This window comes from Stutzerimonas chloritidismutans (assembly GCF_051486945.1).
GTDB lineage: Bacteria > Pseudomonadota > Gammaproteobacteria > Pseudomonadales > Pseudomonadaceae > Stutzerimonas > Stutzerimonas chloritidismutans_B.
In genome coordinates, this window is sequence record NZ_JAHVDX010000001.1 from 1,493,329 (window position 1) to 1,518,061 (window position 24,733).

A 24,733-nucleotide genomic window follows, 5' to 3' on the forward strand; every position below is an offset into this window, starting at 1 on the left:
CTGCGGCCGAGATTCGAGATCCTATCCATGGGATCAGCCACAAGACTCCGATGAGCACGGCTCAGCAACGCCCTCGCGCGTGCAAGCTGAAGTTCGCTGCATGTAACGGAGCCCGCCAATCAAAGCCGCAAGTCGCTAGTACCGCAGGGTCCGGAAGCTACAACCAACCGATCCTTTACATCACGCCTGGATCAGGCATCGGGTCTGGCGGCGGTGGCTCCTTCTCTAGCTGTTCCAGCACCTCGTCCGGCAGCGTATCGCCGTCGTCCAGCTCGGTATCGCTTTCGGCGTCATCCAGGTCGTTCAGCGGGGATTCATCTGCCAGCCAGGGATGGAGCGGCGGATCGCTTGGTAGGGTCACGCTGAGCATGGGGATATTCTCACAGGTTTGCCTGTTGGATTAGGCAGGCCTAGCCCCCCATCGTTCGGCCCGGTCGTCTCCTGCGCACTACCGCGTCCACAGCTGCTCAGCCAAACACTCGCTCAGGTAGTCGAGGAAACAGGTGATGCGCGCGGCCAGCGCGGTGTTGCGGTAGTAGACCGCATGGATCGGCTGCAGCACCTCGGTATTCGCCTCGGCCAACACCTCGACCAGCGCTCCCTCGGCGCGATCGCGAGCGGTCATGAGGTCCGACAGGCAGGCGATACCCTGCCCGGCCAGCGCCAGGTGCCGCACGGTCTCGCCGCTTGATGCCCACAGGCTCGGCACGATGGGCCAGGTCTCGCCGAGCGGATGACGCAGCGGCCAATGATTGAGGCTCTCCGGCTGGGTGAAGCCGATCAGGCTGTGCTTCGCCAGGTCCTCGACCTGCTGCGGCATGCCGCGCTGCGCCAGATAGTCAGGGCTGGCCACGGCCCGAATCCGGCTGCGCCCCAGCGGCCGTGCATGCAGGGTGGAATCGCGCAGCGGCCCGTGGCGCAGCGCCAGGTCGGTACGGTGCTCGAGCAGATCGATGATCTGGTCGCTGCTGTGCAGCTCTAGCTCGATGTCCGGGTAGCGCTCGCGGAAGCCGCCAATAAGCGGCACCAGTACATGCAGCATGAAAGGTGCGGAAGCATTCACCCGCAACCTCCCGGCCGGGCGTTGCAAGCGGCGCGACATCTGCTCTTCGGCCTCTTCCACCGCTTCGAGAATCCGCCTGGCCTGAACAAGAAAGGCCGCGCCCTCCTCCGTCAGCTCCAGGCGCCGAGTCGTGCGGCGCAACAGCGTGGTGGCGAGCTTGGTTTCCAGCCGGCTCAGGGCCCGGCTGACGCCCGAGGCGGTCTGCCCCAGCTGCATCGCCGCGCTAGAGATGGAGCCGGTATCGATGACAGCCGTGAACGCCTGCAATTCGTCGAGCGTGGTTTTCATCTGTGACTCACAGTCAATTATGTTTGGCCTGAGACCCGGTTTTTCCGCATGAGTCTGCGGTAGACACTGCGCGCCATGCAATCCAACCGGAGTTTCATCCCATGCCCATCGCTTTGTTCGCGCTAACCCTCAGCGCATTCGCCATCGGCACGACGGAGTTCGTCATCGTCGGCCTCATCCCCACCATTGCCGGAGACCTCGGCGTCAGCCTGCCCTCGGCCGGGCTGCTGGTCAGCCTCTACGCCTTGGGCGTCGCGGTCGGCGCCCCGCTGCTTACCGCCCTGACCGGCAAGGTCCCTCGCAAGCTGTTGCTGCTGTCGTTGATGGTGCTCTTCACCGCCGGCAACCTGCTAGCCTGGCAGGCGCCGGGCTACGAGTCGTTGATACTGGCGCGCATCGTCACCGGCCTCGCCCATGGCGTGTTCTTCTCCATCGGCTCGACCATCGCCACCAGTCTGGTCTCGAAAGAAAAAGCCGCGAGCGCCATTGCCATCATGTTCACTGGGCTCACTGTCGCGCTGGTCACCGGCGTACCGCTCGGTACCTTCATTGGCCAGCAGTTCGGCTGGCGGGAGACCTTTCTCGCGGTGTCGCTGCTCGGCGTGATCGCCTTCATTGGCAGCCTGCTCTTCGTGCCGCGCAACATTCAGCACAGCAAACCCGCTTCCCTCGTCCAGCAGCTGGCCGTACTGAAACAACCCCGCCTGCTCCTGGTCTATGCCATGACCGCGATCGGCTACGGCGGCACCTTTATCGCGTTCACCTTCCTCGCGCCGATCCTGCAAGAAATCAGCGGCTTTGGTGAAGGCGCGGTGAGCCTGGTTCTGCTTGTCTATGGTGTCTCGGTGGCTGTGGGCAACATCTGGGGCGGCAAACTGGCCGACCGCCGCGGGCCGATCAGCGCGCTCAAACTGATCTTCACGCTCCTAGCGGTCGTGCTGTTCGCCCTCTCCTTCACCGCCGGCAATCCCTGGCTGGCGCTGGCCACCGTACTGCTCTGGGGCGTCGTGGCCTTCGGCAACGTGCCCGGCTTGCAGGTCTACGTGGTGCGCCAGGCCGAGCACTACACACCGAAGGCTGTGGACGTCGCCTCAGGCCTGAACATCGCCGCTTTCAACCTCGGCATTGCCGGTGGGGCATGGCTCGGCGGACATATCGTCGCCTCCATGGGTCTCATCCATACCGCTTGGATCGGCTCGCTGGTGGTGCTGGCTGCCCTGACGCTCACCTACTGGAGCGGCCACCTGGATCGCAAGGCCGGTACAGCACCAGCCCATACCCCAGGTACAGATACGCACGAGCCAGTGCTTACCGCCTCGCAGTGACTTCATCAAAGAACCTACAGGAGAACGCTCAATGACCATTCCTGCATTCGGCCTCGGCACCTTCCGCCTCAAGGGTCAGCAAGTCATCGACTCAGTGAAGATGGGCCTCGAACTCGGCTACCGCCACATCGACACCGCGCAGATCTACGACAACGAAGCGGAAGTCGGCCAAGCCATTGCAGAGAGCGGCATCCCGCGCAACGAGCTATTCGTGACCACCAAGGTCTGGACGAGCAACCTCAGCGCCGACCGCCTGATCCCCAGCCTTGAGGAAAGCCTGAGCAAACTGCGCATGGAACAGGTCGACCTCACCCTGGTGCACTGGCCGTCGCCCAACGATGAACTGGCAGTCGCCGACTACCTAGCCAGGATGCTGGACGCCAAGCAGCGAGGCCTGACCCGCGCCATCGGCATCTCCAACTTCACCATCAGCCATATGCACCAGGCCATCGACGCCATCGGTGCCGAGAACATCGCCACCAACCAAGTCGAGGTGCATCCCTTCCTGCAGAACCGCAAGGTCATCGAGTTCGCCCGCAGCCAGGGCATCCACATCACCGCTTACATGCCGCTCGCCTACGGCAAGGTGATGCAGGACGAGGTGCTGCAACGCATCGGCGAAGCCCACAACGCCAGCCCCGCGCAGGTCGCCCTCGCCTGGCTACTGCAACAGGGCTTCGCCGTTATCCCCTCCTCCACCAAGCGCGAGAACCTCGCCGCCAACCTCGAGGCGCAGAAGCTGCGGCTGATGGACGGAGAGATGCAACAGATCGCCGAGCTGGACCGTAACGAGCGCCTGGCCAACCCCGGATTCGCGCCAAAATGGGACTGATCGACAGCGCACCGGCAACCGCCGGACCGGCGGCATAAGCATTTGAAAAAGCAGGTAGAAAAAGCGCATCAGGAGGGTTGACACACAACCGCGCGGCGCGAATAATGCGCGCCACTTGGCTACGTAGCTCAGTTGGTTAGAGCATAGCATTCATAATGCTGGGGTCCGGGGTTCAAGTCCCTGCGTAGCCACCAAATTCAAGAAAGGGTTCAGCGAAAGCTGAACCCTTTTTTTGTGCCTGCCGTTTAGCCAACCGCACCGAGAGCACCATGAGAGACAGCTTCGACAACATCCGCGCCGAGCGCGAAACGCCCTACCGCACCACCTCAGCAACCCAATCCAATCAATACGCCGGGCTTTGGAAACAGATCGCCATCGGCATCGTTGTCGGGCACCTGTCGTTGGGGTTGATGGGTGCGGTGGTCTGGATGGTGGCGGCGCAGCTGCTGGTTGGGGATTTGCAGATCCTTGTGCCGTGGGCGGGGAAGCAAGGTTAGGGAACCATTGCAGGGCGCTACTAGCGCATCGTTACTCGAAAATAAGTGTCCGTTTTCCACTTCACTTGCCCCCAATGTTTACTCGCGGAATGGGCCTGTCTGCACATGGAAAGCAATGCACGAGCGCCAGCGCGTGAAATGAAGAAGCGCTCGACCGTTCTGCTTTTGACTTACCAGCCGTACATGAATGGTTGCGCGAGTCTTGGCGGCCCTCTTCGTGCCGGTGCTACAGTTCGGCACCCATACTGTTCATCCAAAACCACGTAGCGAGGCCCTTATGCTCAACCATGTGATGGTCGGTTCGAATGATCTCGAACGGTCGAAGCGGTTCTACGATGCAGTACTCGGCGTGCTCGGTGCTGGCGAGCCGATCCGAAACACCGGCCCCACCGGGCATACCCGCCTCTTCTACCGGCACGACGGCAGCTTGTTCGGCGTCACTGAACCTATCAACGGTGAAGAAGCCACCGTCGCGAACGGCGGTACGATCGGCTTCAAATGCAGCTCACCCGAGCAGGTACAGGAATTTCACGACGTCGCGGTCGCCCACGGAGGCACCAGCTGCGAAGACCCGCCGGGCTTGCGCGAAAGCAGCCTGGGCGCAATGCATCTGGGCTATGTTCGCGACCCCGACGGCAACAAACTGTGCGCCATCTATCGCGCTCCCTAAGCGTCAACCCGGCGCCACACGACCCACGTTCGGCGTGAGCCTGAACGGCCAAGCAATCCTCAAGCGGGGCATTCGGTGTACTGACGAAACAACGCGGAACGTCTCGCATCATCTCGCTCCGGTCGCCCCCGGCACGCAGGGTCAGCCTTGTAAGCCTTTGCCTTATTGTTTCGCCTGTTGTGCCGTTGCGCTGCAAGCTGTGGTGCGGGTCGCCAGCAACAACCCGGCGAAGATCAGACCGCCGCCGATCCAGTGGAACGTCTTCAGGCCTTCTCCCAGCAGCAGCCAGCCAAGAATTGCAGTGAACACCGGCATGAGGTAGGTAGCCATTGCCGCCCGGGCGGCGCCGACGGTTTTCACGCCATGATTCCAAGACAGGTAGGCGACCAGCGAGGCGAATATCGCGGTATAGGCGATCACCGAGAGGTTAGCCAGGCTTGGTGTAAAGCCGCCGACACGGGCGAGCTCGAGCAGGTAAAACGGCAGGATAAGGGGCGTGCCCAGCGCCATCAGCACGCCGAGCAAGGTAAGCGGTGGCAGTTGCAGAAAGCTGGCCCAGCGCCGCAATGACAGCGTGTAGAGCGCCCAGACCAGTACCGCCACGAGCATGATCAGATCGCCAGCCTGGAATGCCAAGCCGGTGAAAGCCACCCAGCTACCGCGGCTGATCAGGTAAACGAGGCCGCCTGCGGCGATCAGCATGCCGAACCAGGCGCGGCGCGCGGGCCACTCCCCCAGGAGCAGCCCGCCGCCAATGAAAGTAAACAGCGGCAGACAGGTGTTAACCAACGTCAGGTTGATCGCTTCGGTGCTCTGCGCTGCAGTGTAGAGCAGTGAGTTGTAGCTGCTGACACCCAGCGCGGCGACGACTGGCAGGCGCCAGCCTGCAGCACGAAGCGTGGCGCGATGGGCCCAGATCGAGCGCGCCACAAAGGGCAGGAGCAGGCAAGTCGCCAAGACCCAGCGCCAGAACGCCAGGGTCAGCGGCGGTATGGCGTCGTGAAACGCGCGCGCCACGAGTGCATTGCCGCTCCAGCAGAGCACCGCCAATAGCAGGCCACCAAAGGCCCATCCCTGATGGCCTCGCATCAAACGGCTCGGTTCGGGCGCAGGCGATACTGCGGGGGCAGCTGGTCAAGCCCGCTGACGGTGACGTTGAGATTCTTCCAGATGCCGTCTTTGATGCCATAGATGCAGCCATGCACCGACAGCGGCTGGCCGCGGTGCCACGCATTCTGGACGATGCCGGTGTGGCTGACGTTGGCGACCTGCTGGATGACGTTGAGCTCGCACAGCCGGTCGACCCGCGCCTCCTCGTTGGGAAAGCCAGCCAAATGGTCACGGTGCTCGTAGTAAAGGTCGCGGATAGTACGCAGCCAGCCGTCGATGAGACCCAGCTGGTCGTCCCGCATCGAGGCGCGCACGCCGCCGCAACCATAGTGGCCGGTGACGAGGATGTGCTTCACCTTCAGCACGTCCACCGCGTACTGGATCACCGACAGGCAATTGAGATCGGTGTGCAGCACGACATTGGCGACATTGCGGTGCACGAACAGATCACCGGGCAACATGCCGACGATTTCATTGGCGGGCACTCGGGCGTCCGAGCAGCCGATCCAGAGGTATTCGGGGACCTGCTGCTTGGCCAGCTTGGTGAAGAACTCAGGATCCTCGTCAAGGATGGCCTCGGCCCAGCGCGCATTGTTATCGAACAGCTGTTGAAGATCGTTGCTCATCGCCTGCCCCTTACATTCGGACCCGCACGTTACGAACCGCTCGGGTTTTTGACAAGCACGCGAGCCCCAACCACCCTCGGCTCAGACCGTGAACAAGGGATTCGATGGCACCTCTGCACGCGGCCTGGATGAAAACGCGCGTAGATCTCTAAGGAAATTGTCTCGCCAGGCATTGAGGTCCGCCGCCCGTATTGCACGCATCATGTGCTCGTAACGATCCTTACGCTCGGTCAGCGACATGCGCATCGCTCGGTCGAGCGCCTCGGCCATGCCGATGCAGTCGTAGGGGTTGATGATCAGCGCGGAGGTGAGTTCGCGCGCCGCACCGGCGAAACGAGAGAGCACCAGCACGCCGGGGTCTTCCGGGTCTTGCGAGGCGACATATTCCTTGGCGACGAGGTTCATGCCGTCGCGCAGGGGTGTGACGAAGCCAATGTCGGCCTGACGGAACAGGCCCATCAGCGTCCGACGATCATGGCTCTTGTTGAGGTAATGAAGCGGCGTCCAGTCCAGGTCCGACAACCAGCCATTGATGTGCCCGGCCAGGCTTTCGAGTTGCTGACGGATGGTCTGGTACGTCTTCACATCAGAGCGAGAAGTGGGCGCAATCTGGATGAAATCGACAGCGCGACGGTGCTCGGGGTAACGCTCCAGAAAGGCCTCGTACGCTCTGAAACGCTCCAGCAGCCCCTTGGAATAGTCGAGCCGGTCTACGCTGATGATCTTCTTGCGGGCCACGTCGGTCGTGCGCCGCTGATGCCGTGGCCCCACCTTCGCGGTTTCAGCGAGCTGCTGGATCTCGTCCGGCACCACGCCAATCGGGTACACCCCAGCCCGGAAGTTCTGCCCGTAAGCCGTTAGGCTGCCGTCCGATTCGAGGATGCCGCGAACTTCGCGAGTCATGTAGTCCTGGAAGGCCAGACGGTCTGTTTCGGTCTGGAAGCCGATCAGGTCGTAGAAGCACAGCGTCTTGAGCAGCTCGTTATGCGGCGGGATGACGGTAAGGATTTCCGGCGGCGGGAAAGGAATGTGCAGGAAGAAGCCGATGCGGTTACGAATGCCAAGTTGACGGCAGGCCTCGGCGAAGGGAATCAGGTGGTAGTCATGAATCCAGATGATGTCGTCGGGCTTGAGCAGCGGCTTAAGTTTTTCCGCCAACATGGCGTTGACCCGTCTGTACCCTTCGTATTCCTGGCGGTTGTAGCGGGCAAGGTCGATGCGGTAATGAAAGATCGGCCACAGCGTGGCGTTGGAGAAGCCCCGGTAATACTGGTCATAGTCCTGTTTGGTCAGGCCCATCGTCACGTAAGTGATATTGCCGACCACCTCGGTATTGGTCTGCGGCGTGCTGCTGACGTCGCCGCTCCAGCCGAACCAGATGCCGCCGGCCTGTCGCAACGCATCGTAGACGCCGACCGCAAGCCCGCCCGCGGCGACCTTCCCCGCCTTGATTGGCGCTACTCGGTTGGAAACCACAACTAGTCGGCTCATGGGCAGTTCTCGCTTCAGTCTGGTTGTGTTGGATGTGCTCGCTGCTCGGACAGGGCCTGTTGCAGCTGGTCGAGCCAGTCGGCGACCGCCGAAACCGATTCGAGGCGGCCGGTGGCCTCCGTTTCGCCGCTGCCGACCTTGATGCTGACGCCACCCAGTTCATTGACGACGGCGAAACCGGCTTCATCGGTCAGGTCATCGCCGACGAAAACCGGCCTGTGATCGGCGAATGGCGGCTCCTGCATAAAGGTGCGGATGACCTCACCCTTGCTGGCACCGCGCGGCTTGAGTTCGAACACGCATTTACCTGGCTGCAGCGCCAGTACGTCGCGATAGCGGTTGACGAAATCCTCGGCGAGCCACCTGGCCACGTCTTCCAGATGCGGTGCCTGGCGAAAATGCAGAGCGAAAGCGACGCCCTTGTTTTCCAGGTCGAGGCCAGGCTGTTCGGCACACGCAGCGGCCAACTCTTGCTGAATGGCGTCGAATACCTGGTCATCGAGCGCCAGGTTTTGCATCGCTCCACTGGCCGGGCGTCGCTGCGCACCGTGCACACCAGCCGCCGGTAGCACCAGTGGTTGTAGCAGCGCATCAAGCTGTTCGATCGGGCGTCCTGACACCACGGCCACCGGGACGCCCCTCTCATGCAGGTATCGCAATGCAGCCAGTGAGCGGGGCGGGATGAAGACGAGTTCAGGGCGTGGCTGGATCTCGGCAAGCGTGCCATCCACATCGAAGAAAAAGGCGCAGCGGTGCGGTGCTAGCGCAGGCAGATCGTTTTGTTTGCTCATGGGTTGTGAGACTCCCGATCAACGGCAGTGGTTCGCGTTTTTTTCCGCCCAACGGCCGTCTCATTGCCGCATGCAGTCCCCTTCCCGCCGATACGGACCGGTTAGCGGCGTGCCTGAATCTTCCTATCCGGGCCGGGTCACAACCTGCAAGACGAAGGTTCAAGCAGGAGGTTGTCATGAACGATCGCAAGCCCTACACACCCCAGGAAATCGACGACACCGAAGACCGCATGGGTTCTATCGAGCAGCTCGATTTTGACCAGCACCGCGACGACCGCAAAGGCCGGATTGGCGATGAAGTCCCGGCGCAAGAGCTCGAAGACGAATTCCCGCCGGAGCGCGTAGCCGAGGCCGGGATGACCACCGGAGAAGTGCCTGGCGGCCAGCCGACGATGGACGACCTGGCGCCTGAAACGCAGATTCCCGACGACGGCGCGCGGTCGCCGCACGAACGCGGCCATGGGGGGCCGGTAGACCAGGACCTGAGTGTCGTCTCGGAGCATGAGATTGGCGCCGACGTGGAGTTGGACGAGGCCGAAGCGGCCCGCTACGACCCGTTGGATGGCAAACCGTGGGATGGTCCGGCCGATGGCGACCCGGACACCGGGTTAGGCGGCGGCGATGCCGTTCTTCATGAGAACGACGACGTGCTGGATGACAACGAGCTGGAAGGCGACGCCCCGCTCGACTCTGGTCGTGACAGGGCCCCTTAACGACTGTGGCCGGCAGCGGCCTGCCCAACTGGCGAGGCCGCTAGCCGTCTAATCGATGAGCGTACAAGCCATCACCAGCGCATCCTCACGACCATCGGCCGCCGGATAGTAGCCGCGCCGCCGGCCCACCTCATTGAATCCGTAACGCTCGTACAGCCGATAGGCTGCTGCATTGCTCGCGCGCACTTCCAGAAAGCACTCCCGGCCGCCGCGAGCCTGGGCTCGCTGCATGAGGTGGTCAAGCAGGCACAAGCCGAGCCCGCGCCCCTGGCTTTGCGGTTTGACGGTGATATTCAGCAGATGCGCTTCGTCGAGGATCACATTGATCACGCCATGCCCAACCTGCTGTTCACCCTCGAACATGACCCAGCACTCGTAGGTCGTCAGGGCATCGGTAAAAATGCCGCGCGTCCACGGATGACTGAAGGCCGCATACTCAATTTTCAGCACGGTTTCGAGGTCCGCCGGGGTCATCGGGCGGAAGCTCACTGCATCATTCATCACGGCGCTCATAAGCCCATCACCCAACGCGGCATGCTACGCCGCATGGCCTGCCACAGCTGTGCTTTGCTATCAGGCTGCTCCATCAGCTGCTCGAGTCCAGGCATGGTCAACGCCGGCCCGAGCCCTTCAATAGTCAGTTCGCGGAAGCAGGCGTCAGCCTCGACTTCCCCGGCGAAGCGCAGCGCTGGCGCGCCAATCAGCCAGAGGCAGGCGCAACCCATGCCTTCCAACTCGGCGGCAACGACGCCTTGGACGTAATCGCGTGCGGCGTCGGCGCCCTGGTCAAGGCTGCCGCGATGCAGCAGCGGCCAGCGAATCGGCTCACCGTCGCCGACCTGCTGGGGGCTGTCCGGCAGGCGCGCTGCTCGCAGGATGTCTTTGAGCAGGATGTAAGCCGGGTCTCGGCTCTGGAACGATTCGCCTGTGGGCAATTCGACCAGTAGAAGCACATTACCTGCGCGCATCAACTGCAACGCAAAGCGAGGCGGCGGTGCGATGGAGGGCTGCTCCGTCGCCTCTCCTTGCGATTCGTCGGCGGACACCACCGGCTTCTTGGGATCGGGCTTGGCGACACGCTGCATGGCCGCTCGCACGGCGTCCGCTGCAGGACTCGCCGATGCGGCGACCGCCTCCTCCACTGGCTGGGCAGCAGGCCTGCTCGGCTGCTCAGCAGGTCGAACCGGCACCTGGGCCGGGGCCGGCTCGGCTGGCATGCTCTCGAATTGCAGCAGCTCCAGCCGGGAGGGAGCGGCAAAGGGCAATTCGCTGCGTGGCAGCCAGACGGCTACCTGCATGGCCTCCAAATAGGCGCGGCGCCTCTGTTCGCTGATCAAACGCCTTCCACCTGCGGATGCGCCTTGGCGCCAACCTGCATGAGGTTCAGCGCGTTGAGATAAGCCTTGGCCGACGCGACGACGATGTCGGTGTCCGCACCATTGCCGTTGACGATACGCCCACCCTTCTCCAGCCGCACCGTGACCTCGCCTTGCGAGTCGGTGCCCTTGGTGATGGCGTTGACCGAATAAAGCTGCAGCGTGGCGCCAGAGCTGGCGACCGACTCGATGGCCTTGAAGGTGGCATCGACCGGCCCGGAACCTTGGGCGGATGCCGGGCGCTCGCTGCCCGCCACGTTAAGCACAATCTTCGCGTCCGGCGTCTCGCCAGTCTTGCTCGCGACTTCCAGCGTCACCAGCCGGAAATGCTCGGGTAGCTCTTCAGCCAGCGTGTCGGACACGAGCGCCTGCAGGTCTTCGTCGAAGATTTCATGCTTCTTGTCCGCCAGTTCCTTGAAACGCGCAAAGGCTGCGTTCAGCTCACCCTCTCCTGGCAGAACGATGCCCAGCTCCTCGAGCCGGGAGCGGAACGCCGCACGCCCGGAATGCTTGCCCATGACCATCTTGTTGGCGTTCCAGCCGACCGATTGGGCGGACATGATTTCGTACGTCTCGCGGTGCTTGAGCACGCCGTCCTGGTGAATGCCGGACTCATGCGCAAAGGCATTGGCGCCGACAATCGCCTTGTTCGGCTGCACCGGAAAGCCAGTGATGCCCGAGACCAGGCGCGAGGCGGCGAGGATGTGCTCGGTCTCGATGCGGGTGTGCACGTCGAGCAGGTCTTGACGGGTCTTGATCGCCATGACGATTTCTTCCAGCGCGGCGTTGCCGGCACGCTCGCCAAGACCGTTGATGGTGCACTCCACCTGGCGCGCACCGGCGACCACTGCGGCCAGCGAGTTGGCGACGGCCAGGCCGAGGTCGTTGTGGCAATGCACGGAGAAGACTGCTTTGTCGGCATTGGGGATGCGTTCGAGCAACTGGCGAATGGTATCGGCGTACTGGTGCGGGATCGCATAGCCGACGGTGTCCGGAATGTTGATGGTCCGCGCGCCGGCATCGATAGCGGCCTCGATGATGCGGCAGAGGAAGTCGATCTCGGAGCGGCCGGCGTCCTCGCAGGAGAATTCCACGTCAGCACACAGGCTGCGCGCCTTCTTCACCGCACGCACCGCCTGCTCGACCACCTGATCCGGCTGCATGCGCAGCTTGTACTGCATATGGATCGGGCTGGTGGCGATAAAGGTGTGGATGCGCCCGGAGTTGGCGCCGGCCAAGGCTTCAGCGGCGCGCTCGATATCGGCATCCACCGCACGCGCCAGGCTGCAGACAGTGCTGTCCTTGATGTTGTCAGCCACGGCCTTCACCGCGGCGAAGTCACCCGGGCTTGCGATCGCGAAGCCCGCCTCGATCACGTCCACCTTCAGCCGCTCCAGCGCCTTGGCGATGCGCAGTTTTTCTTCGCCAGTCATGGACGCACCGGGGCTTTGCTCGCCGTCGCGTAGGGTCGTGTCGAAAATGATGACGCGGTCGTTGCTGCTCATAGGACTGTCCTCACGGCTGCCGAGCGCCTCAGGCAGGGCGCTTGTCGCCTGGGGATTGTCGCGTGAAATGGACGGGGCGGGAAGGAGCAGCTGCAGGCTGCACGGCGGACGCCCCCAAGCGCACCAGGGTGGGCGCCGCAAGTCAGTCACCGAGGTATCGCCCACCTTGCCCTGTAGCGGTAAGAGTGGCTCCTCAGCTCGACGGCGCGGCGAGGTCGGCCCGGAGCGTGACGACGCGAGCGCCGCCGGCATGGCGTCAGGCGAACATTGGCGCTTTACTCGAGCTATCCAGCGCGATCGGCTCAAGAGCCGAAGTCGTTGCGTGGCTCGGTAGTCGTGGGTATGCCCCAAGCCCCACCCACCTGCTGTTGCAACAGCGAGACAAAGACCTGCGCCGGCGGGCTTAGGTAGCACGGCTTGCGCTGCAGCAGGCCGATGCTGCGCGCAGGCGCCTCGTCGAGCTGGTGCACGGCGAGGCTGCCGTCGCCGTTGAAGGTATCTGCGACGCTGGCCGGCAGCAGGGCGAAGCCCAATCCTGCACGCGCCAGCGCGGCGGCGCTGCTCATGTACGCCACTTCCCAGGCAGGATCGCGCAGCAATCCCATACGGAGCAGAGTTTCATCGGCCATGCCGCGCAGGCTGGTATCGCGGGTGGTGGCGATGTAGTCCTGCTCACGTAGCGCTGCGAGCAACGCTTTGCCGCGCAGGCGCTCGTGGCCGCGTACCAGCAGCACTAGGCTGTCGTCGTACAGCGGCTGGAAATCCAGCGCGCCGAGGTCGTCGGCCGCCGAGGTGATGGCGAAATCCACCTCGGCCGCACTCACCCACTGGCGGATTTCCCCGGCGCGACCGTCGTGCAGGCTGATGTCGATACCGGGATAGCGCCGCCGGTATTCCTGCAACACCCGTGGCAGAGGCTCGATGGCCACGGACGGCAACACAGCGATGCGCAGCGAACCACTCTCCAGATGCAGTTGCTCATGCGCGTCGTGCACGGCGTTGTCCATGTCACGCAACAGGCGGCGAGCCTGTTCGAGAAAACGCAGGCCGGCGGCGGTCAGCTCCACGCTGCGCGTGTTGCGCGCCAGCAGCGACAAGCCGAGGGCGTCTTCGAGCTTGCGCAGGCTGTAGCTAAGCGCCGGCTGTGACAGATGAACCTGCTCGGCGGCGCGACTGAAACTGCGGTGTTCGGCAATCAGGACGAAGGCCTGAAGCTGGCGAAAGCTGATGTCCATAGCTCGGCAACTTATAAAATTCTCTTATCAATTCATATCACATTTCGAATTCACAACTAAATCCACAGGCATCACCCTGGCTGCATACCTGACCGTAAATGGATCGACAATGACCACAACAGCTCATATCGGGTGCGGCGCGGGCTTCGCCAATGATCGCCCCGATGCCGCGCTGGCGCTGGCCAACGACCTCGCCGGTCGCGACGGCCGACGCTTCCTGTTCTTCGAACTGCTGGCCGAGCGCACCCTGGCCGAAGCCCAACTGCGTCGTCTCAACGATGTCCAGAGCGGCTACGCCCTGCGCCTGTTCGACTTTCTCGAACCGGTGCTGGAGACCTGCTTGGATGCCGGCATCGCCATCGTCACCAACGGCGGCGCTGCCAACCCCACCGCCGCCGCCACACGCCTGCGTCAGCAGTTGCAGGGCACGCGACACGCTTCGGCGCGCATCGCCTGCGTACTGGGTGACGACCTGCTCGACAGCGGCATCAATCTGCAGCAGTGGCTGCCCGCGCAACTCGATGGCGAGGTGGTCTCAGTCAATGTCTACAGCGGTGCCGGTGGCATCGTCCAGGCGCTGGATCAAGGCGCTGACATCGTCCTCTGTGGCCGTGTCGCCGACCCCAGCCTGGCGGTCGGACCGCTGCGCCATGCTTTCGGCTGGCAGGCCGATGACTGGGACCGCATCGCCCAGGCCACGGCAGTCGGTCATTTGCTCGAATGCTGTACCCAGGTCAGCGGCGGCTACTTCGCTCATCCCGGCCTGAAAGACGTACCGGACCTGGCCAATGTCGGCTGCCCCATCGCCAGCGTCACGGCCGATGGGCAGATCGTCATCGGCAAGGCGGCTGGCACCGGAGGTTGCGTCACCGAACGCACGGTCAAGGAACAACTGCTCTACGAGGTGCACGACCCGGCCAGCTACCTGACGCCGGACGTGGTCATGGACCTGAGCCAGGTGCGTGTCCGGCAGGTCGCAAGCGATCAGGTGGCGGTCGAGGGCGTGCGCGGCAAACCGCAGCCGAAGCACCTCAAGGGGCTGGTCGGCCTGCGCGGCAAGTGGTTCGCCGAAGCGGAGATTTCCTACGCAGGCCCTGGCGCCGTGGCTCGGGCCGCGTTGGCGCGCGACATCCTGAAGCAACGCTGCGCCAAGCTGGCGCCGCAGCTCACGCCGTGGATCGATGTGATCGGCGTCGCCAGCCTGTTCAACGACGCTGGCGGTCAGTGGCTTCAGCAGCGCCTGACTCAAGCGGTCGATTGCCAGGACGTGCGCCTGCGCATCAGCTTCCTGGATCGCGACAAGGCCCTGTTGGAACGCCTGCTGCTCGATGCCGAATCGCTCTACACCAACGGCCCCGCCGGCGGTGGCGGCGTACGCCGGCATATCGGCGAATCCCTCGGCACCGCCAGTTTCTTTATCGAGCGCACCGCGGTGCGGCAACGACTGGAGTGGTTCTGATGACCGACGTACTGCTGTGCGACTACGCCCACGCCCGCGCTGGCGACAAGGGCAACACCCTGAGCGTGGCGGTGTTCGCCTTCGCCGCCGAGCACTATGCCTGGCTGGCCCGTGAGCTGACCTGCGACCGAGTCGCCGGCTGCCTGAACCACCGCGCCATCGGCACGGTGAAACGCTACGAGCTGCCGAATCTGGGCGGCCTCAACTTCGTGGTAGAGCACGCACTGGAAGGTGGCGTCAACGCCAGCCCCGGGCTGGACCGTCACGGCAAGAGCCTGAGTTACGCGCTGCTCGGCCTGAGGCTGCCGCCTCCGGACTGAGCCGCCATTTCACCCTGTCTCCAACAATAACAACACCGGAGAGATCGACATGATCACCGCCCTGGGCTTCGGCCTGATGTTTCTCATCGTCACCCTGATCCTGCTGCGCCGGATCAGCCCGCTGGTCGCCTTCGTCACTCTGCCGGTGATCGCCAGCGCCCTCGCCGGTTTCGGCCTGGGGGAAATCGGCAAGTTCATCACCGAGGGACTGAAAGCCGTGGCTCCAACAGCCACGCTGTTCATCTTCGCCATCCTCTACTTCGGCGTCATGCGCGAGCGTGGCCTGTTCGCGCCGCTGGTCAACTTCCTGCTGCGCAGCACCGGCGGCAAGCCGCTGGCGGTAGCGGTGGTCACTGTCGCGGTGACGGCGGTGACCCACCTGGACGGTATCGGTGCAGCCACCTTCCTGCTGGTGATTCCGGCTCTGCTGCCGCTGTATCTGCGCTTGGGCATGAAGCGAGAAATGCTCCTTTGCCTGGTGGTGCTCAGCGCCGGGGTGATGAACATGGTGCCTTGGGGCGGCACCACCGCACGCGCCTCGGCGGTGACCGGCATCGACGCCTCGCTGCTGTGGGTCTCGCTGATTCCCGTGCAGGCGGTAGGCCTGGCACTGGTCATGGCGCTGGCGGTATTCCTTGGCCTGCGTGCCCAGCGCAGCTTCCATGGCCATGGCGTGGTCGCCGGCCACCAAGCCGCGCAGACTGCTGAAGCTGGCGACGACAGCCGTCAGCTGAGCCCAATGAACTGGCGCTACTGGGCCAACCTGGCGCTGACCCTGATCATCCTCGTCTGCCTGTTCACTGGCGCCTTTCCGCTGTTCGCCTGCTTCATGGTCGGCCTAGGCGTCGCCCTGGTGCTGAACTACCCGAGCCTGGCGGAGCAGAACCAGGCCGTCTTGCGCCATGCCAGCGATGCCATGCAGATGGCCCTGGTGATGCTTGCGGCCGGCATCCTGCTCGGCGTGCTGTCCGGCGCCGGCATGTCCGACGGTATGGCGCACTGGATGATCAACGTGCTGCCCGAAGGCTCGGCCAACTGGCTGCACTTGATCATCGGGGCCTTCGGCGTGCCGCTGGGCATGCTGTTCTCGCCGGACGCCTACTACTTCGCCCTGCTGCCGGTGATTCGCGACGTTGCCGTGGCTGCGGGTGTCGATGCCCAAGCCGTGGCCAGCGCCATGCTGATCGGTGAGAACACCGGCTTCGGCATCAGCCCGGTGGTGCCGAGCGTTTACCTGGCCATCGGCCTGGCCGGTGTCGAGCTGTACAAGCACATTCGCTACACCGTGCTGTGGGCCTGGGGCATCAGCTTGGTGATGCTCGCAACGGCCGTGCTGTTCGGCGTGGTCACGGTCTGAGGTTAGGTCTGAAACGAAAAAAGGATCGCCGAGGCGATCCTTTTTTCATTCAGCAGAGAGGAATCAGAGAGCCTGATCCCACGCCCGGTCGCCGTGCTCGTCTTTAATCCGGGTTGGCAGCCCCATCACATCGAGCAACTTAAGGAACGGCTGGGCCGGCAGCTCTTCGACGTTGACCATGCGCTTGGCATCCCACTCGCCACGGGCGATCAGGAGCGCGGCGGCGACCGGCGGCACGCCAGCGGTGTAGGAGATGCCCTGGCTGTCGGTCTCGGCGTAGGCCTCTTCGTGGTCGGCGACGTTATAGATGAACAGCTCGCGCGGCTGCCCGTCCTTGGTGCCCTTGACCAGATCGCCGATGCAGGTCTTGCCGGTGTAGCCCGGCGCCAGCGAGGCGGGATCGGGCAGTACGGCTTTGACGACCTTGAGCGGCACGACTTCAAGCCCTTCGGCCGTGCGCACCGGCTGCTCGGAGAGCAGACCGAGGTTCTTCAGCACGGTGAAGACGTTGATGTAGTGATCACCGAAACTCATCCAGAAGCGGACGTTCGGTACGTCGAGGTGCTTGGAGAGTGAGTGCACCTCGTCATGCCCGGTCAGGTAGAGGTTTTGTTCGCCCACAACCGGCAGGTCGTCGGTGCGTTTGACCTCGAACATGCGGTTGGTCGTCCACTGGCTGTTCTGCCAGCTGTACACCTGGCCGGTGAATTCGCGGAAGTTGATTTCCGGGTCGAAATTGGTGGCGAAATACTTGCCGTGGGAACCGGCGTTGACGTCGAGGATGTCGATCGACTCGATCTTGTCGAAGTATTCCTGCTGCGCCAGGGCAGCGTAAGCGTTAACCACGCCGGGGTCGAAGCCGGCACCGAGGATGGCGGTGATGCCCTTCTCCTGACACTCGGCCAGGTGCTTCCACTCGTAGTTGCCATACCACGGCGGCGTTTCACAAATCTTGTTCGGCTCTTCGTGAATGGCGGTGTCGAGATACGCGGCGCCGGTTTCGATACACGCGCGCAGCACGGCCATATTCAAGAAGGCTGAGCCGACATTGATGACGATCTGCGATTCAGTTTCGCGAATCAGTGCTTTGGTCGCTTCCACGTCCAAAGCGTCCAGCGCATAAGCCTTGATGTCGCCGGGCTGCTTCAGCCCGCCCTTGGCCTGAACGCTGTCGATGATGGCCTGGCATTTGGAGATGCTGCGCGACGCGATAGCAATACGACCGAGTTCGTCGTTGTGCTGCGCGCACTTGTGGGCCACCACCTTGGCAACACCTCCTGCACCAATGATAAGAACGTTTTTCTTCAATTGTTTCACCCCCTTGTACTGTGGCCTTAGGAAAGGCTGGACAGGTAATCGTTAAAGTCGAACTCACGAACCACCTCGACGCTGCCGTCGAGCTGCTTTACCACGATGGACGGCATTTTCAGGCCGTTGAACCAGTTTTTTTTGACCATGGTGTAGCCTGCCGCGTCGATGAACGACAGCCGATCGCCGATGGCCAGCGGACGATCGAATTGGTACTCGCCGAAGATGTCGCCGGCCAGACAGGATTTGCCGCACACCATGTAGCTGTGCTCGCCGTCGTTGGGCGCCATCTTGGCGTTGAGGCGGTAGATCAGCAGGTCGAGCATGTGCGCCTCGATGGAGCTGTCGACCACCGCGAGGTTCTTGCCGTTGTACAGGGTGTCGAGCACCGTGACTTCCAGCGAGGCGCTCATGGTGATCGCCGCTTCGCCGGGCTCCAGGTAGACCTGTACGCCGAACTTTTCCGAGAACGCCTTCAGCCGTGCGCAGAAGGCATCGAGCGGGTAGCCTTCGCCGGTGAAGTGGATGCCACCGCCGAGGCTGACCCACTCCACTTTTTCCAGCAGATGGCCGAAGCGCTCCTCGATGGTTGTCAGCATCTGGTCGAACAGCTCGAAGCTCGCGTTCTCACAGTTGTTGTGGAACATGAAGCCGCTGATCTTGCCGATCACCGCCTCGATCTTCGTCGGATCATGCTCGCCCAGGCGGCTGAACGGGCGTGCCGGGTCGGCCAGCAGGTAGTCGGAGCTGCTCACCTGCGGATTGACGCGCAGGCCGCGAATGGTGCCCTCGGTGCCCGCTTCGAAGCGCTCCAGCTGCCCGATGGAGTTGAAGATGATCTTGTCGCAATTGGCGACCATCTCTTTGATCTCGTCGTCGGCCCAGGCCACGCTGTAGGCATGGGTTTCGCCCGCGAACTTCTGCCGACCGAGCTTGAGCTCGTACAGCGAGGACGAAGTGGTGCCGTCCATGTATTGCTGCATGAGGTCGAACACCGACCAGGTGGCGAAGCACTTGAGAGCCAGCAACGCCTTCGCGCCGGACTGTTTGCGCACGTAGGCGATCTTCTCGAGATTGCCCAGCAGCTTCTGTTTGTCGATGAGGTAGTACGGCGTCTTGATCATGTCTACGTGCCCCCAAGGTAGTTTGCTGCCAGGAGCCGCCAGCTCCCCGTTTGCAAAAGCGGCGAATTGTGCCGATTACGGAAGCAGATCGAAATAGATTTTCAACACTTCGTCACCATTGAAAGACGTCCGGCAGTTCCGAGCGGCCCCCGAAGGCCGACGCTAGACAAGCTAGCGCGTGAGCGATGACGCCCCGGTGAATCGCCTCGTTACTTGAGTGAGGTCGCTTTCGGCGCGTCCAGTTGTCCGGCCGGCCTTCACCCAGCCGTCAATGCAGTACAATTTGCGCTTTTTTACTGGCTGGACTGGCGCCACGATGATCGAACCCAAGCGCGTACTGCGTGCCCTCGCCGAACACTGGACGTTGCTTGAGCCGCTGTGCGAACGCTTCGACGCCGGCACCCTGAGCCTGGTCGAACTTCGTCATCAGCTGGCCGCGCAATTGCCGGAAGGCACGCCCACCGATATCACAGCCCTGCTCGACCAGTGGATCCGCCTGGATATCCTGGTGCCAGTGGCGAAGAGCCCCAATCGCTTCGAGCTGAACGCACAGATCCACGACTTCCTTGCCTACCTGCGCCGCGAACATCGGCTGGGCTTATGCCTGGAAATCGAAGCGTACCTGCGCCATCTCGAACGCCTGGCCGGGCATATCCTCGATGCGTTTGAGATCCGAGACGGCCAGGACCTGGCCCGCCAACTGCGCCTGCTCGACATGCGCGTGCGCGACGTGCTGAAGAAGCTCGCCAACGACGAGCAGGCGCTTATCGGCGTAGCCGATCGGGCCAAGACCAGCGACCGGCAGATCCCGCTGCGGCAACGTTACGCCGAGGTGCTGGCGACCTGGGACGAGTATGTCGAGCCGATGATCCAGCTGGTCGCAGCCGACGGCGCCTTCGAGCAAGGCGTCTATCGCGTCGAGCAGGTATTGATGAAGCTGCTCGGTGAACAGCAGAGGCTGGGTCAACTGGTCGACGACGATCTACTGCTACGCACTCATGCACGCATCCTGGACATGCAGAGCACCGCGCAACTGACGCTGCGGCACGCCCGGGAACTGCTCCTGCCGCTGCGCGAGGAAGCGCGCCGCCACAATGCGGTTACCCGCGGCGCCGCGCTGGCCCTGTCGGCAATTCGCAAGAAGGGGCTGGACGCTGTACCGCAGGCCTCGATGCCGCTGTTCACCCGGCCTCAGAGCACTTTCCTTGGATCGGCCAGCCAGGTCGAAGCCTATGTCTATGCGCTGGCCCGCTTCGAGGCAAAACCCGCGCAATTCCCCAAAGGCGGCGGCAAGCGCAGGGCCGAAGCGCCACGCTCACCGCTGACGGCGCGCGAAATGCTCGATCGCTGCGAGCAGGCGCTACCACTGCCGGACCTGATGCAGTGGCTGCTGGAGCAGGAGCCCGAAGGCGCAACCGACGAGCTCCTCTACTGGTTCTCACGCCTCTCTCGCGACGGCCGCTTTCAACGCGACCGACTGGAGCGCCGCGAATACCTGACGCGCGATCATCAAGTCAGCCTGAGCTCTTACGCGCTTTTGGGGAATGCCGATGTGTGAATCGCGCATAGCCTGGGCGACACGCTTGCCCCGCGTTTATTTTCTGAATGTCCCGATGAAACTGGCCTTGCCGCGTTCCATCCCCAGCCTCTCCGAGCCCCGCTAATGAACATCGATCTCAAGGAAATGACCCAGCTAGCCCCGATCTTCCGGGAGCTTTTCAAGGGTTATCACCTGTCTCGCAGCGAGCCTGAGTGCTACGCCCAACTCTCGAACATGCAGGACCAGTACCGCGCACTCTTCAAGGCGCTCGGCTTCGAGCTGGTCTGCGACCCGCGCGGATTCTATTACTTCGTCCCTGAGCAGATGGGCGCGCAGGTCAACAAGACGGCCCAGCGCCTGGCGCTGTTTACCTTCATCCTGGTCGAGCACCTGGCTGATCAGGGGCGCGATCCGCTCGCCGTGCTGGATGGGGGCAGCCTGGGCCGCGACGAGCTGCCCGCCCTGCTGGAAAAGTACCGCGACCTGTTTGTGCAGGCCGAGATCACTACGCAGGAGGAGCTCGAAGAGAAGGTGGTGCGCCGCCTGACGCAACTGGGGTTTGCCGAGGACAGCAATGGGGTCTACCGATTCCTGCCGCCCATGCACCGCTTCCTCGACGTCTGCCTGTCGGTGCAGCAGGACCGCGACCTCGCCGCAAACCTGCACAGCAGCGACCTGTCCCTACCTGTGCCGCAACTGATGGCCGAGGATGATGAGGAAATCATCGTTCTGGACCGAGCCGAGCACGATGCGTCCGAAGAGGATGCCTTAGCGCGTGCCATCGCCGAAGAAAAGGAGCTTGAAGCATGAGCCAGGAACGCTACGGCATTCGCCGCTTTGCCCTGCTGAACACCGCGGGCTACAGCTTGGGAGTCTTCCCGCTGGAAACTCCGCTGTCGGTCTACGGCGCGAACAACCTCGGCAAGTCCGCCTCGATCAACGCACTACAGTTTCCGATCCTGGCGCGCATGTCCGACATGAGCTTCGGCAAGTACAGCCTGGAGCAGTCGCGCAAGTTCTACTTCGGCAGCGATACCAGCTATATCCTCGTCGAAGTCGCGCTGCCCCAAGGTCCGCACGTGATCGGCGTTGCTGGCCGTGGACCGGGTGGTGGCTTCGGGCATCAGTTCTTCGTCTATCAGGGCTCGCTGGACCTCGATCATTACCAGTTCAACGGCACGTGCCTCCGTCAGCGCGAACTGTTCAACAATCTCGAGCGCGCCGGTATCAAGGCCTATGAGGCCAAGCCGGACGAGCTGCGCCGACTCCTGGTCGGCGGGCACACCTCGATCCCGCTGGACATGACGCTGATCCCGCTGCGTTCGACCAGCGAGCAGAGCCTGAAGACATTTCGCGCTCTGTTCATCAACTTGCTGCACATGCGCGAGATCACCGCCGCCAAACTCAAGCAGCTGTTTCTCGACGCGTTCGAGCACAGCCTGCGCTCTGGCAGCGTTGACTACATCGCCGCTACCGAAGAAGCCTTCCGCGACGTGCGCCGCATGGAGCAGGATTACCAGGCTTTGGTCGCCGCCGGCCCGCTGGTCGAAGCGCTTGCCGCTGGCGTAGCGCAACGCGAAACCCTGCGTGGCAAGCTGCATCGCCTGTCACCCTTGCTCGACTCGCTACTCGGCACGTGGCAGGACTATGCCGGCGCGCGCAAGGAGGAGTTGGTCATACAGGCTGAACACTATCGTCGCGAACAGGACGGCCTGCAGAACGAACAGCGTGGCAGCACTGCCGAACTGATGCGTCTGGAACGTGCGATCAGCGAGATTCAACGCTGGCTGGGCGAACTCTCGGCGTTGAAGAACCGCTTTGCGCTGGTCGAAGATGCGCACGTGCTCGAACAACAGCTGCTGGCCGCTAAGGACGCCCACGACGAGCTGGCAGGTGCGCTGTCGCAATCGCGCCAGTTCTCCAGCGAAGATCTCGACGAGCGTCTGCGCGATCTGGAAAAGCGCCTCAAGTCGGTACGCCAGCAACTGGACCATGCGGACAACAACAGCTATTCGCGCCTGCGCGAAGAGTTCTCCCAAGCCGATGTCGATCGTCTGATGCGCCTGTTCAACGCGCAGCTGTTCAGCCTGCCGCTGGGTGACAAAGGTATCGCCACAGACGACGGCGATACTTGGGTCAAATCGCTCGAAGCGGTGCTCGACGGCTTCAAGGGCGAGCGATTCGAAGCGCCCGGGCTGTCCATCGACCTGTCCCATATCGAGCCACCGGCCTTGCAGGCGCTGGCTGACCGCGCTGCGTTGCGAGACCAGAAAGACCGACTGGAGCGGGAACTGAAACAACTCAAGGCTCAGCATTCGGTAGCGGTCGACCGCGCCGCGAGCAAGGCGCAGGCCGAGCAGCTGTACCAACAGGTGCTAGACGCTCAAAAGGCATTGGAGGATTTCCGTAGCTGCCAGACGCTCACAGCCGAAGAGGACGGCAAGCTTGAGCAGCTGGCGCAGGCCGAGGCGGCGCAGGACGAACTCAAGCGGACCAGCGACGCCTTCACCGAACGAGTCCAGCACCTCTCGGCAAAACTGCAGCTGGTCGGCCGACAGCTGGCCGATCTCGAGGCCAAGGAGCGTACGCTGGAGGACGCGCTGCGCCGCCGCCAGTTGCTCCCAGCCGACCTGCCATTCGGCACACCGTTCATGGATCCGGTGGACGACTCGCTGGATAACCTCCAGCCGCTGCTTAACGACTATCAAGACAGCTGGCAGGCATTGCAGCGAGTCGATGGTCAGATCGAAGCGCTTTATGCGCAGGTGCGTCTCAAGGGCGTCGCCAAATTTGATAGCGAAGAAGATCCAGAGCGCCGTTTGCAGCTACTCGTGAACGCCTATGCACATCGCCAGGACGAAGCCCTGACGCTCGCCAAGGCGCGCCGCGCCGCGGTGACCGACATTGCCCGCACCTTGCGCAACATCCGCAGCGATTACGACAGCCTCGAGCATCAGCTAGCTCTGTTCAACCGTGAGATCAACAAGCGGCAAGTCTCGAACCTCGAAAGTTTCCGTATTGTCCTGGCGCCGAACAAGGATGCACTCAAGCATATCGATCAGATCATTCACAGCGCCGGCCAATACGAGCAAGGCGAAACGCTGTCGGTGTTCGACCTACAGCAAAGCAGCGAACAGGACAGTAAGAACGAGGAAGCTAAGGAATACCTGGCCCGCCTGGTCGCTGCCAATAGCAACCAGTTGGGCCTGAAGGACTTGTTCGAGTTGGCGTTCGAAATTACCAAGGTTGGCGGCCAGCCTGTGATTCATACGGATATCGACGGTGCTGCTTCGAACGGGACGACCATGACCATCAAGGCACTGACCAATATGTACCTCCTGCTGCACTTAATGGACCGCGAACAGGCGGCTCGCATCCGGCTTCCGTACTACCTTGACGAGGCCGCGGACATCGATGAGCGCAACCAGCAAGCCCTGATCGAGACCAGCCAGCAACTTGGCTTCGTCCCAATCCTGGCCTCCGTCAAGCCTCAAGTCTCCGCCGACGTTGCCATCGACCTGGAAGGCGGAAGCGGCCCAAGCGGAATCTACATCGACGAAGCGGACTGGAAATTCATCAAACGACGCCAGCCAAGCGGACAGATGGGCACCGTAGCGGTCGAACGTAGAGCTGAAGAAGCCGAAGCAGCTGGATAATTAGGCATAACACGTCGGCACGACATCAACGCTGCGCCCATTTGAACCGCAGCGTTGCGGCCGGCTAGTCTAGGCAGTAATCGAAATCATCAGAACGGGCCGAACTTTGCCGCGCCATGGCAGTGCCGTCTCGATTGAGCAATAGCAACCGCGCCGAGTGCCGCTTTCGACAGGGCGCGATGCTTCTCCTATCTGAACAGTAACGACGCTAACATTAAGCAGACCTACTGATTTCAGTCTTGCTCAATCTCCTGCGTCTGAATCGCCCCGGGTTTCGTAGAGGCCTCAACTCTTGAGAAGATGAGGCCATGAGAAAGACTACTACCTACTCCCCTGAAGTCCGTGAACGTGCTGTGCGCATGGTTCTGGAACACCTGAACGACTATCCGTCCGAGTGGGCAGCCATTGAGGCCATCGCTCCGAAGATTGGCTGTGCCGCGCAAACCC

General features: G+C 62.6%; 23 protein-coding genes, 1 tRNA gene and 1 pseudogene. 13 read left to right on the forward strand and 12 right to left on the reverse strand.

The genetic code is table 11. The features are described from left to right. Positions 1–175 precede the first annotated feature (175 nt). Complete coding sequence (locus KXR72_RS06815; RefSeq protein WP_437420315.1) at positions 176–370, reverse strand: hypothetical protein; 195 nt, start codon at positions 368–370, stop codon at positions 176–178. A 78-nt stretch (positions 371–448) separates the two neighbouring features. Then, positions 449–1,351 carry a LysR substrate-binding domain-containing protein gene (locus tag KXR72_RS06820; RefSeq protein WP_437420316.1) on the reverse strand — a complete coding sequence of 301 codons (903 nt, stop codon included), beginning with the start codon at positions 1,349–1,351 and terminating at the stop codon, positions 449–451. A 101-nt stretch (positions 1,352–1,452) separates the two neighbouring features. Between KXR72_RS06820 and KXR72_RS06825 the strand changes: the two genes are divergently transcribed. From KXR72_RS06825 to KXR72_RS06845, 5 genes are all read left to right on the forward strand, one after another. Then, complete coding sequence (locus KXR72_RS06825; protein WP_437420317.1) at positions 1,453–2,676, forward strand: MFS transporter; 1,224 nt, start codon at positions 1,453–1,455, stop codon at positions 2,674–2,676. A 31-nt stretch (positions 2,677–2,707) separates the two neighbouring features. After that, positions 2,708–3,508 (forward strand): 2,5-didehydrogluconate reductase DkgB, encoded by an 801-nt coding sequence (dkgB, locus tag KXR72_RS06830; protein WP_437420318.1) that lies wholly within the window; start codon positions 2,708–2,710, stop codon positions 3,506–3,508. Positions 3,509–3,625: 117 nt separating this feature from the next. Beyond that, positions 3,626–3,702 (forward strand) — tRNA-Met (locus KXR72_RS06835). Between the two features lie 75 nt (positions 3,703–3,777). Further along, positions 3,778–4,005 carry a hypothetical protein gene (locus KXR72_RS06840; RefSeq protein ID WP_437420319.1) on the forward strand — a complete coding sequence of 76 codons (228 nt, stop codon included), beginning with the start codon at positions 3,778–3,780 and terminating at the stop codon, positions 4,003–4,005. Between the two features lie 277 nt (positions 4,006–4,282). Further along, complete coding sequence (locus KXR72_RS06845; RefSeq protein WP_437420393.1) at positions 4,283–4,675, forward strand: VOC family protein; 393 nt, start codon at positions 4,283–4,285, stop codon at positions 4,673–4,675. 162 nt (positions 4,676–4,837) lie between these two features. Here KXR72_RS06845 and KXR72_RS06850 read toward each other — a convergent pair whose 3' ends face one another. The 4 genes from KXR72_RS06850 to otsB form a co-directional block, all read right to left on the reverse strand. Continuing rightward, a complete protein-coding gene (locus tag KXR72_RS06850) occupies positions 4,838–5,764 on the reverse strand; it encodes a DMT family transporter (protein WP_437420320.1) in 927 nt (308 codons plus the stop codon). After that, positions 5,764–6,411, reverse strand: coding sequence for a carbonate dehydratase (gene can, locus KXR72_RS06855; RefSeq protein ID WP_437420321.1), 648 nt, complete (start codon positions 6,409–6,411; stop codon positions 5,764–5,766). The genes KXR72_RS06850 and can overlap by 1 nt, the downstream gene beginning before the upstream one ends. A gap of 81 nt (positions 6,412–6,492) precedes the next feature. Then, a complete protein-coding gene (otsA, locus tag KXR72_RS06860; RefSeq protein ID WP_437420322.1) occupies positions 6,493–7,902 on the reverse strand; it encodes an alpha,alpha-trehalose-phosphate synthase (UDP-forming) in 1,410 nt (469 codons plus the stop codon). Between the two features lie 14 nt (positions 7,903–7,916). After that, the gene (otsB, locus tag KXR72_RS06865; RefSeq protein WP_437420323.1) at positions 7,917–8,693 is read right to left on the reverse strand and encodes a trehalose-phosphatase; all 777 of its coding nucleotides are present in this window, start codon (positions 8,691–8,693) and stop codon (positions 7,917–7,919) included. A 176-nt stretch (positions 8,694–8,869) separates the two neighbouring features. Between otsB and KXR72_RS06870 the strand changes: the two genes are divergently transcribed. Beyond that, entirely contained in the window at positions 8,870–9,406 is a 537-nt protein-coding gene (locus KXR72_RS06870; protein ID WP_437420324.1) for a hypothetical protein, read from the forward strand. 48 nt (positions 9,407–9,454) lie between these two features. Here KXR72_RS06870 and rimI read toward each other — a convergent pair whose 3' ends face one another. From rimI to KXR72_RS06890, 4 genes are all read right to left on the reverse strand, one after another. Then, entirely contained in the window at positions 9,455–9,907 is a 453-nt protein-coding gene (gene rimI, locus KXR72_RS06875) for a ribosomal protein S18-alanine N-acetyltransferase (protein WP_437420325.1), read from the reverse strand. Between the two features lie 8 nt (positions 9,908–9,915). Continuing rightward, complete coding sequence (locus KXR72_RS06880; protein WP_437420326.1) at positions 9,916–10,743, reverse strand: energy transducer TonB; 828 nt, start codon at positions 10,741–10,743, stop codon at positions 9,916–9,918. Then, positions 10,740–12,287, reverse strand: a complete 1,548-nt coding sequence (locus KXR72_RS06885) for a 2-isopropylmalate synthase (RefSeq protein WP_437420327.1) — start codon at positions 12,285–12,287, stop codon at positions 10,740–10,742. The genes KXR72_RS06880 and KXR72_RS06885 overlap by 4 nt, the downstream gene beginning before the upstream one ends. A gap of 302 nt (positions 12,288–12,589) precedes the next feature. Then, a complete protein-coding gene (locus tag KXR72_RS06890) occupies positions 12,590–13,522 on the reverse strand; it encodes a LysR family transcriptional regulator (RefSeq protein ID WP_437420328.1) in 933 nt (310 codons plus the stop codon). A gap of 109 nt (positions 13,523–13,631) precedes the next feature. Here KXR72_RS06890 and KXR72_RS06895 point away from each other — a divergent pair, with 109 nt between their 5' ends. Genes KXR72_RS06895 through KXR72_RS06905 form a run of 3 tightly spaced genes read left to right on the forward strand, consistent with a single transcriptional unit; the run spans position 13,632 to position 16,658 of the window. After that, complete coding sequence (locus KXR72_RS06895; RefSeq protein ID WP_437420329.1) at positions 13,632–14,981, forward strand: acyclic terpene utilization AtuA family protein; 1,350 nt, start codon at positions 13,632–13,634, stop codon at positions 14,979–14,981. Continuing rightward, positions 14,981–15,301 (forward strand): AtuA-related protein, encoded by a 321-nt coding sequence (locus KXR72_RS06900; RefSeq protein ID WP_437420330.1) that lies wholly within the window; start codon positions 14,981–14,983, stop codon positions 15,299–15,301. The genes KXR72_RS06895 and KXR72_RS06900 overlap by 1 nt, the downstream gene beginning before the upstream one ends. Before the next feature lie 49 nt (positions 15,302–15,350). Then, positions 15,351–16,658, forward strand: a complete 1,308-nt coding sequence (locus KXR72_RS06905) for a CitMHS family transporter (protein WP_437420331.1) — start codon at positions 15,351–15,353, stop codon at positions 16,656–16,658. 63 nt (positions 16,659–16,721) lie between these two features. Here KXR72_RS06905 and KXR72_RS06910 read toward each other — a convergent pair whose 3' ends face one another. Both KXR72_RS06910 and KXR72_RS06915 read right to left on the reverse strand, forming a co-directional pair. Beyond that, positions 16,722–17,966 (reverse strand): saccharopine dehydrogenase family protein, encoded by a 1,245-nt coding sequence (locus KXR72_RS06910; protein WP_437420332.1) that lies wholly within the window; start codon positions 17,964–17,966, stop codon positions 16,722–16,724. A 26-nt stretch (positions 17,967–17,992) separates the two neighbouring features. Continuing rightward, positions 17,993–19,090, reverse strand: a complete 1,098-nt coding sequence (locus KXR72_RS06915) for a carboxynorspermidine decarboxylase (protein ID WP_437420333.1) — start codon at positions 19,088–19,090, stop codon at positions 17,993–17,995. A gap of 271 nt (positions 19,091–19,361) precedes the next feature. On the opposite strand from KXR72_RS06915, the gene mksB reads away from it, so the two are divergent. The 4 genes and pseudogenes from mksB to KXR72_RS06935 form a co-directional block, all read left to right on the forward strand. Further along, positions 19,362–20,648: an Mks condensin complex protein MksB gene (mksB, locus tag KXR72_RS06920; RefSeq protein WP_437420334.1), complete on the forward strand. Its 1,287-nt coding sequence runs from the start codon at positions 19,362–19,364 to the stop codon at positions 20,646–20,648. Between the two features lie 105 nt (positions 20,649–20,753). Next, positions 20,754–21,440 (forward strand): Mks condensin complex protein MksE, encoded by a 687-nt coding sequence (gene mksE / locus KXR72_RS06925; RefSeq protein WP_437420335.1) that lies wholly within the window; start codon positions 20,754–20,756, stop codon positions 21,438–21,440. Further along, complete coding sequence (gene mksF, locus KXR72_RS06930; RefSeq protein ID WP_437420336.1) at positions 21,437–24,286, forward strand: Mks condensin complex protein MksF; 2,850 nt, start codon at positions 21,437–21,439, stop codon at positions 24,284–24,286. Before mksE ends, mksF begins: the two co-directional genes overlap by 4 nt. 308 nt (positions 24,287–24,594) lie before the next feature. Then, positions 24,595–24,733 (forward strand): annotated as a pseudogene (locus tag KXR72_RS06935) (IS3 family transposase); the annotation flags it as partial.

Bases quoted from the DNA above. Each gene is read 5' to 3' on its own strand.
- KXR72_RS06845 (WP_437420393.1), top strand. From the start codon at position 4,283: ATGCTCAACCATGTGATGGTCGGTTCGAATGATCTCGAACGGTCGAAG.
- KXR72_RS06850 (WP_437420320.1), bottom strand. From the start codon at position 5,764: ATGCGAGGCCATCAGGGATGGGCCTTTGGTGGCCTGCTATTGGCGGTG.
- KXR72_RS06900 (WP_437420330.1), top strand. From the start codon at position 14,981: ATGACCGACGTACTGCTGTGCGACTACGCCCACGCCCGCGCTGGCGAC.
- mksB (WP_437420334.1), top strand. From the start codon at position 19,362: ATGCAGTACAATTTGCGCTTTTTTACTGGCTGGACTGGCGCCACGATG.
- mksE (WP_437420335.1), top strand. From the start codon at position 20,754: ATGAACATCGATCTCAAGGAAATGACCCAGCTAGCCCCGATCTTCCGG.
- dkgB (WP_437420318.1), top strand. From the start codon at position 2,708: ATGACCATTCCTGCATTCGGCCTCGGCACCTTCCGCCTCAAGGGTCAG.
- KXR72_RS06840 (WP_437420319.1), top strand. From the start codon at position 3,778: ATGAGAGACAGCTTCGACAACATCCGCGCCGAGCGCGAAACGCCCTAC.
- KXR72_RS06870 (WP_437420324.1), top strand. From the start codon at position 8,870: ATGAACGATCGCAAGCCCTACACACCCCAGGAAATCGACGACACCGAA.
- KXR72_RS06890 (WP_437420328.1), bottom strand. From the start codon at position 13,522: ATGGACATCAGCTTTCGCCAGCTTCAGGCCTTCGTCCTGATTGCCGAA.
- can (WP_437420321.1), bottom strand. From the start codon at position 6,411: ATGAGCAACGATCTTCAACAGCTGTTCGATAACAATGCGCGCTGGGCC.
- otsA (WP_437420322.1), bottom strand. From the start codon at position 7,902: ATGAGCCGACTAGTTGTGGTTTCCAACCGAGTAGCGCCAATCAAGGCG.
- KXR72_RS06885 (WP_437420327.1), bottom strand. From the start codon at position 12,287: ATGAGCAGCAACGACCGCGTCATCATTTTCGACACGACCCTACGCGAC.
- rimI (WP_437420325.1), bottom strand. From the start codon at position 9,907: ATGAATGATGCAGTGAGCTTCCGCCCGATGACCCCGGCGGACCTCGAA.
- mksF (WP_437420336.1), top strand. From the start codon at position 21,437: ATGAGCCAGGAACGCTACGGCATTCGCCGCTTTGCCCTGCTGAACACC.
- KXR72_RS06915 (WP_437420333.1), bottom strand. From the start codon at position 19,090: ATGATCAAGACGCCGTACTACCTCATCGACAAACAGAAGCTGCTGGGC.
- otsB (WP_437420323.1), bottom strand. From the start codon at position 8,693: ATGAGCAAACAAAACGATCTGCCTGCGCTAGCACCGCACCGCTGCGCC.
- KXR72_RS06905 (WP_437420331.1), top strand. From the start codon at position 15,351: ATGATCACCGCCCTGGGCTTCGGCCTGATGTTTCTCATCGTCACCCTG.
- KXR72_RS06825 (WP_437420317.1), top strand. From the start codon at position 1,453: ATGCCCATCGCTTTGTTCGCGCTAACCCTCAGCGCATTCGCCATCGGC.
- KXR72_RS06815 (WP_437420315.1), bottom strand. From the start codon at position 370: ATGCTCAGCGTGACCCTACCAAGCGATCCGCCGCTCCATCCCTGGCTG.
- KXR72_RS06895 (WP_437420329.1), top strand. From the start codon at position 13,632: ATGACCACAACAGCTCATATCGGGTGCGGCGCGGGCTTCGCCAATGAT.
- KXR72_RS06820 (WP_437420316.1), bottom strand. From the start codon at position 1,351: ATGAAAACCACGCTCGACGAATTGCAGGCGTTCACGGCTGTCATCGAT.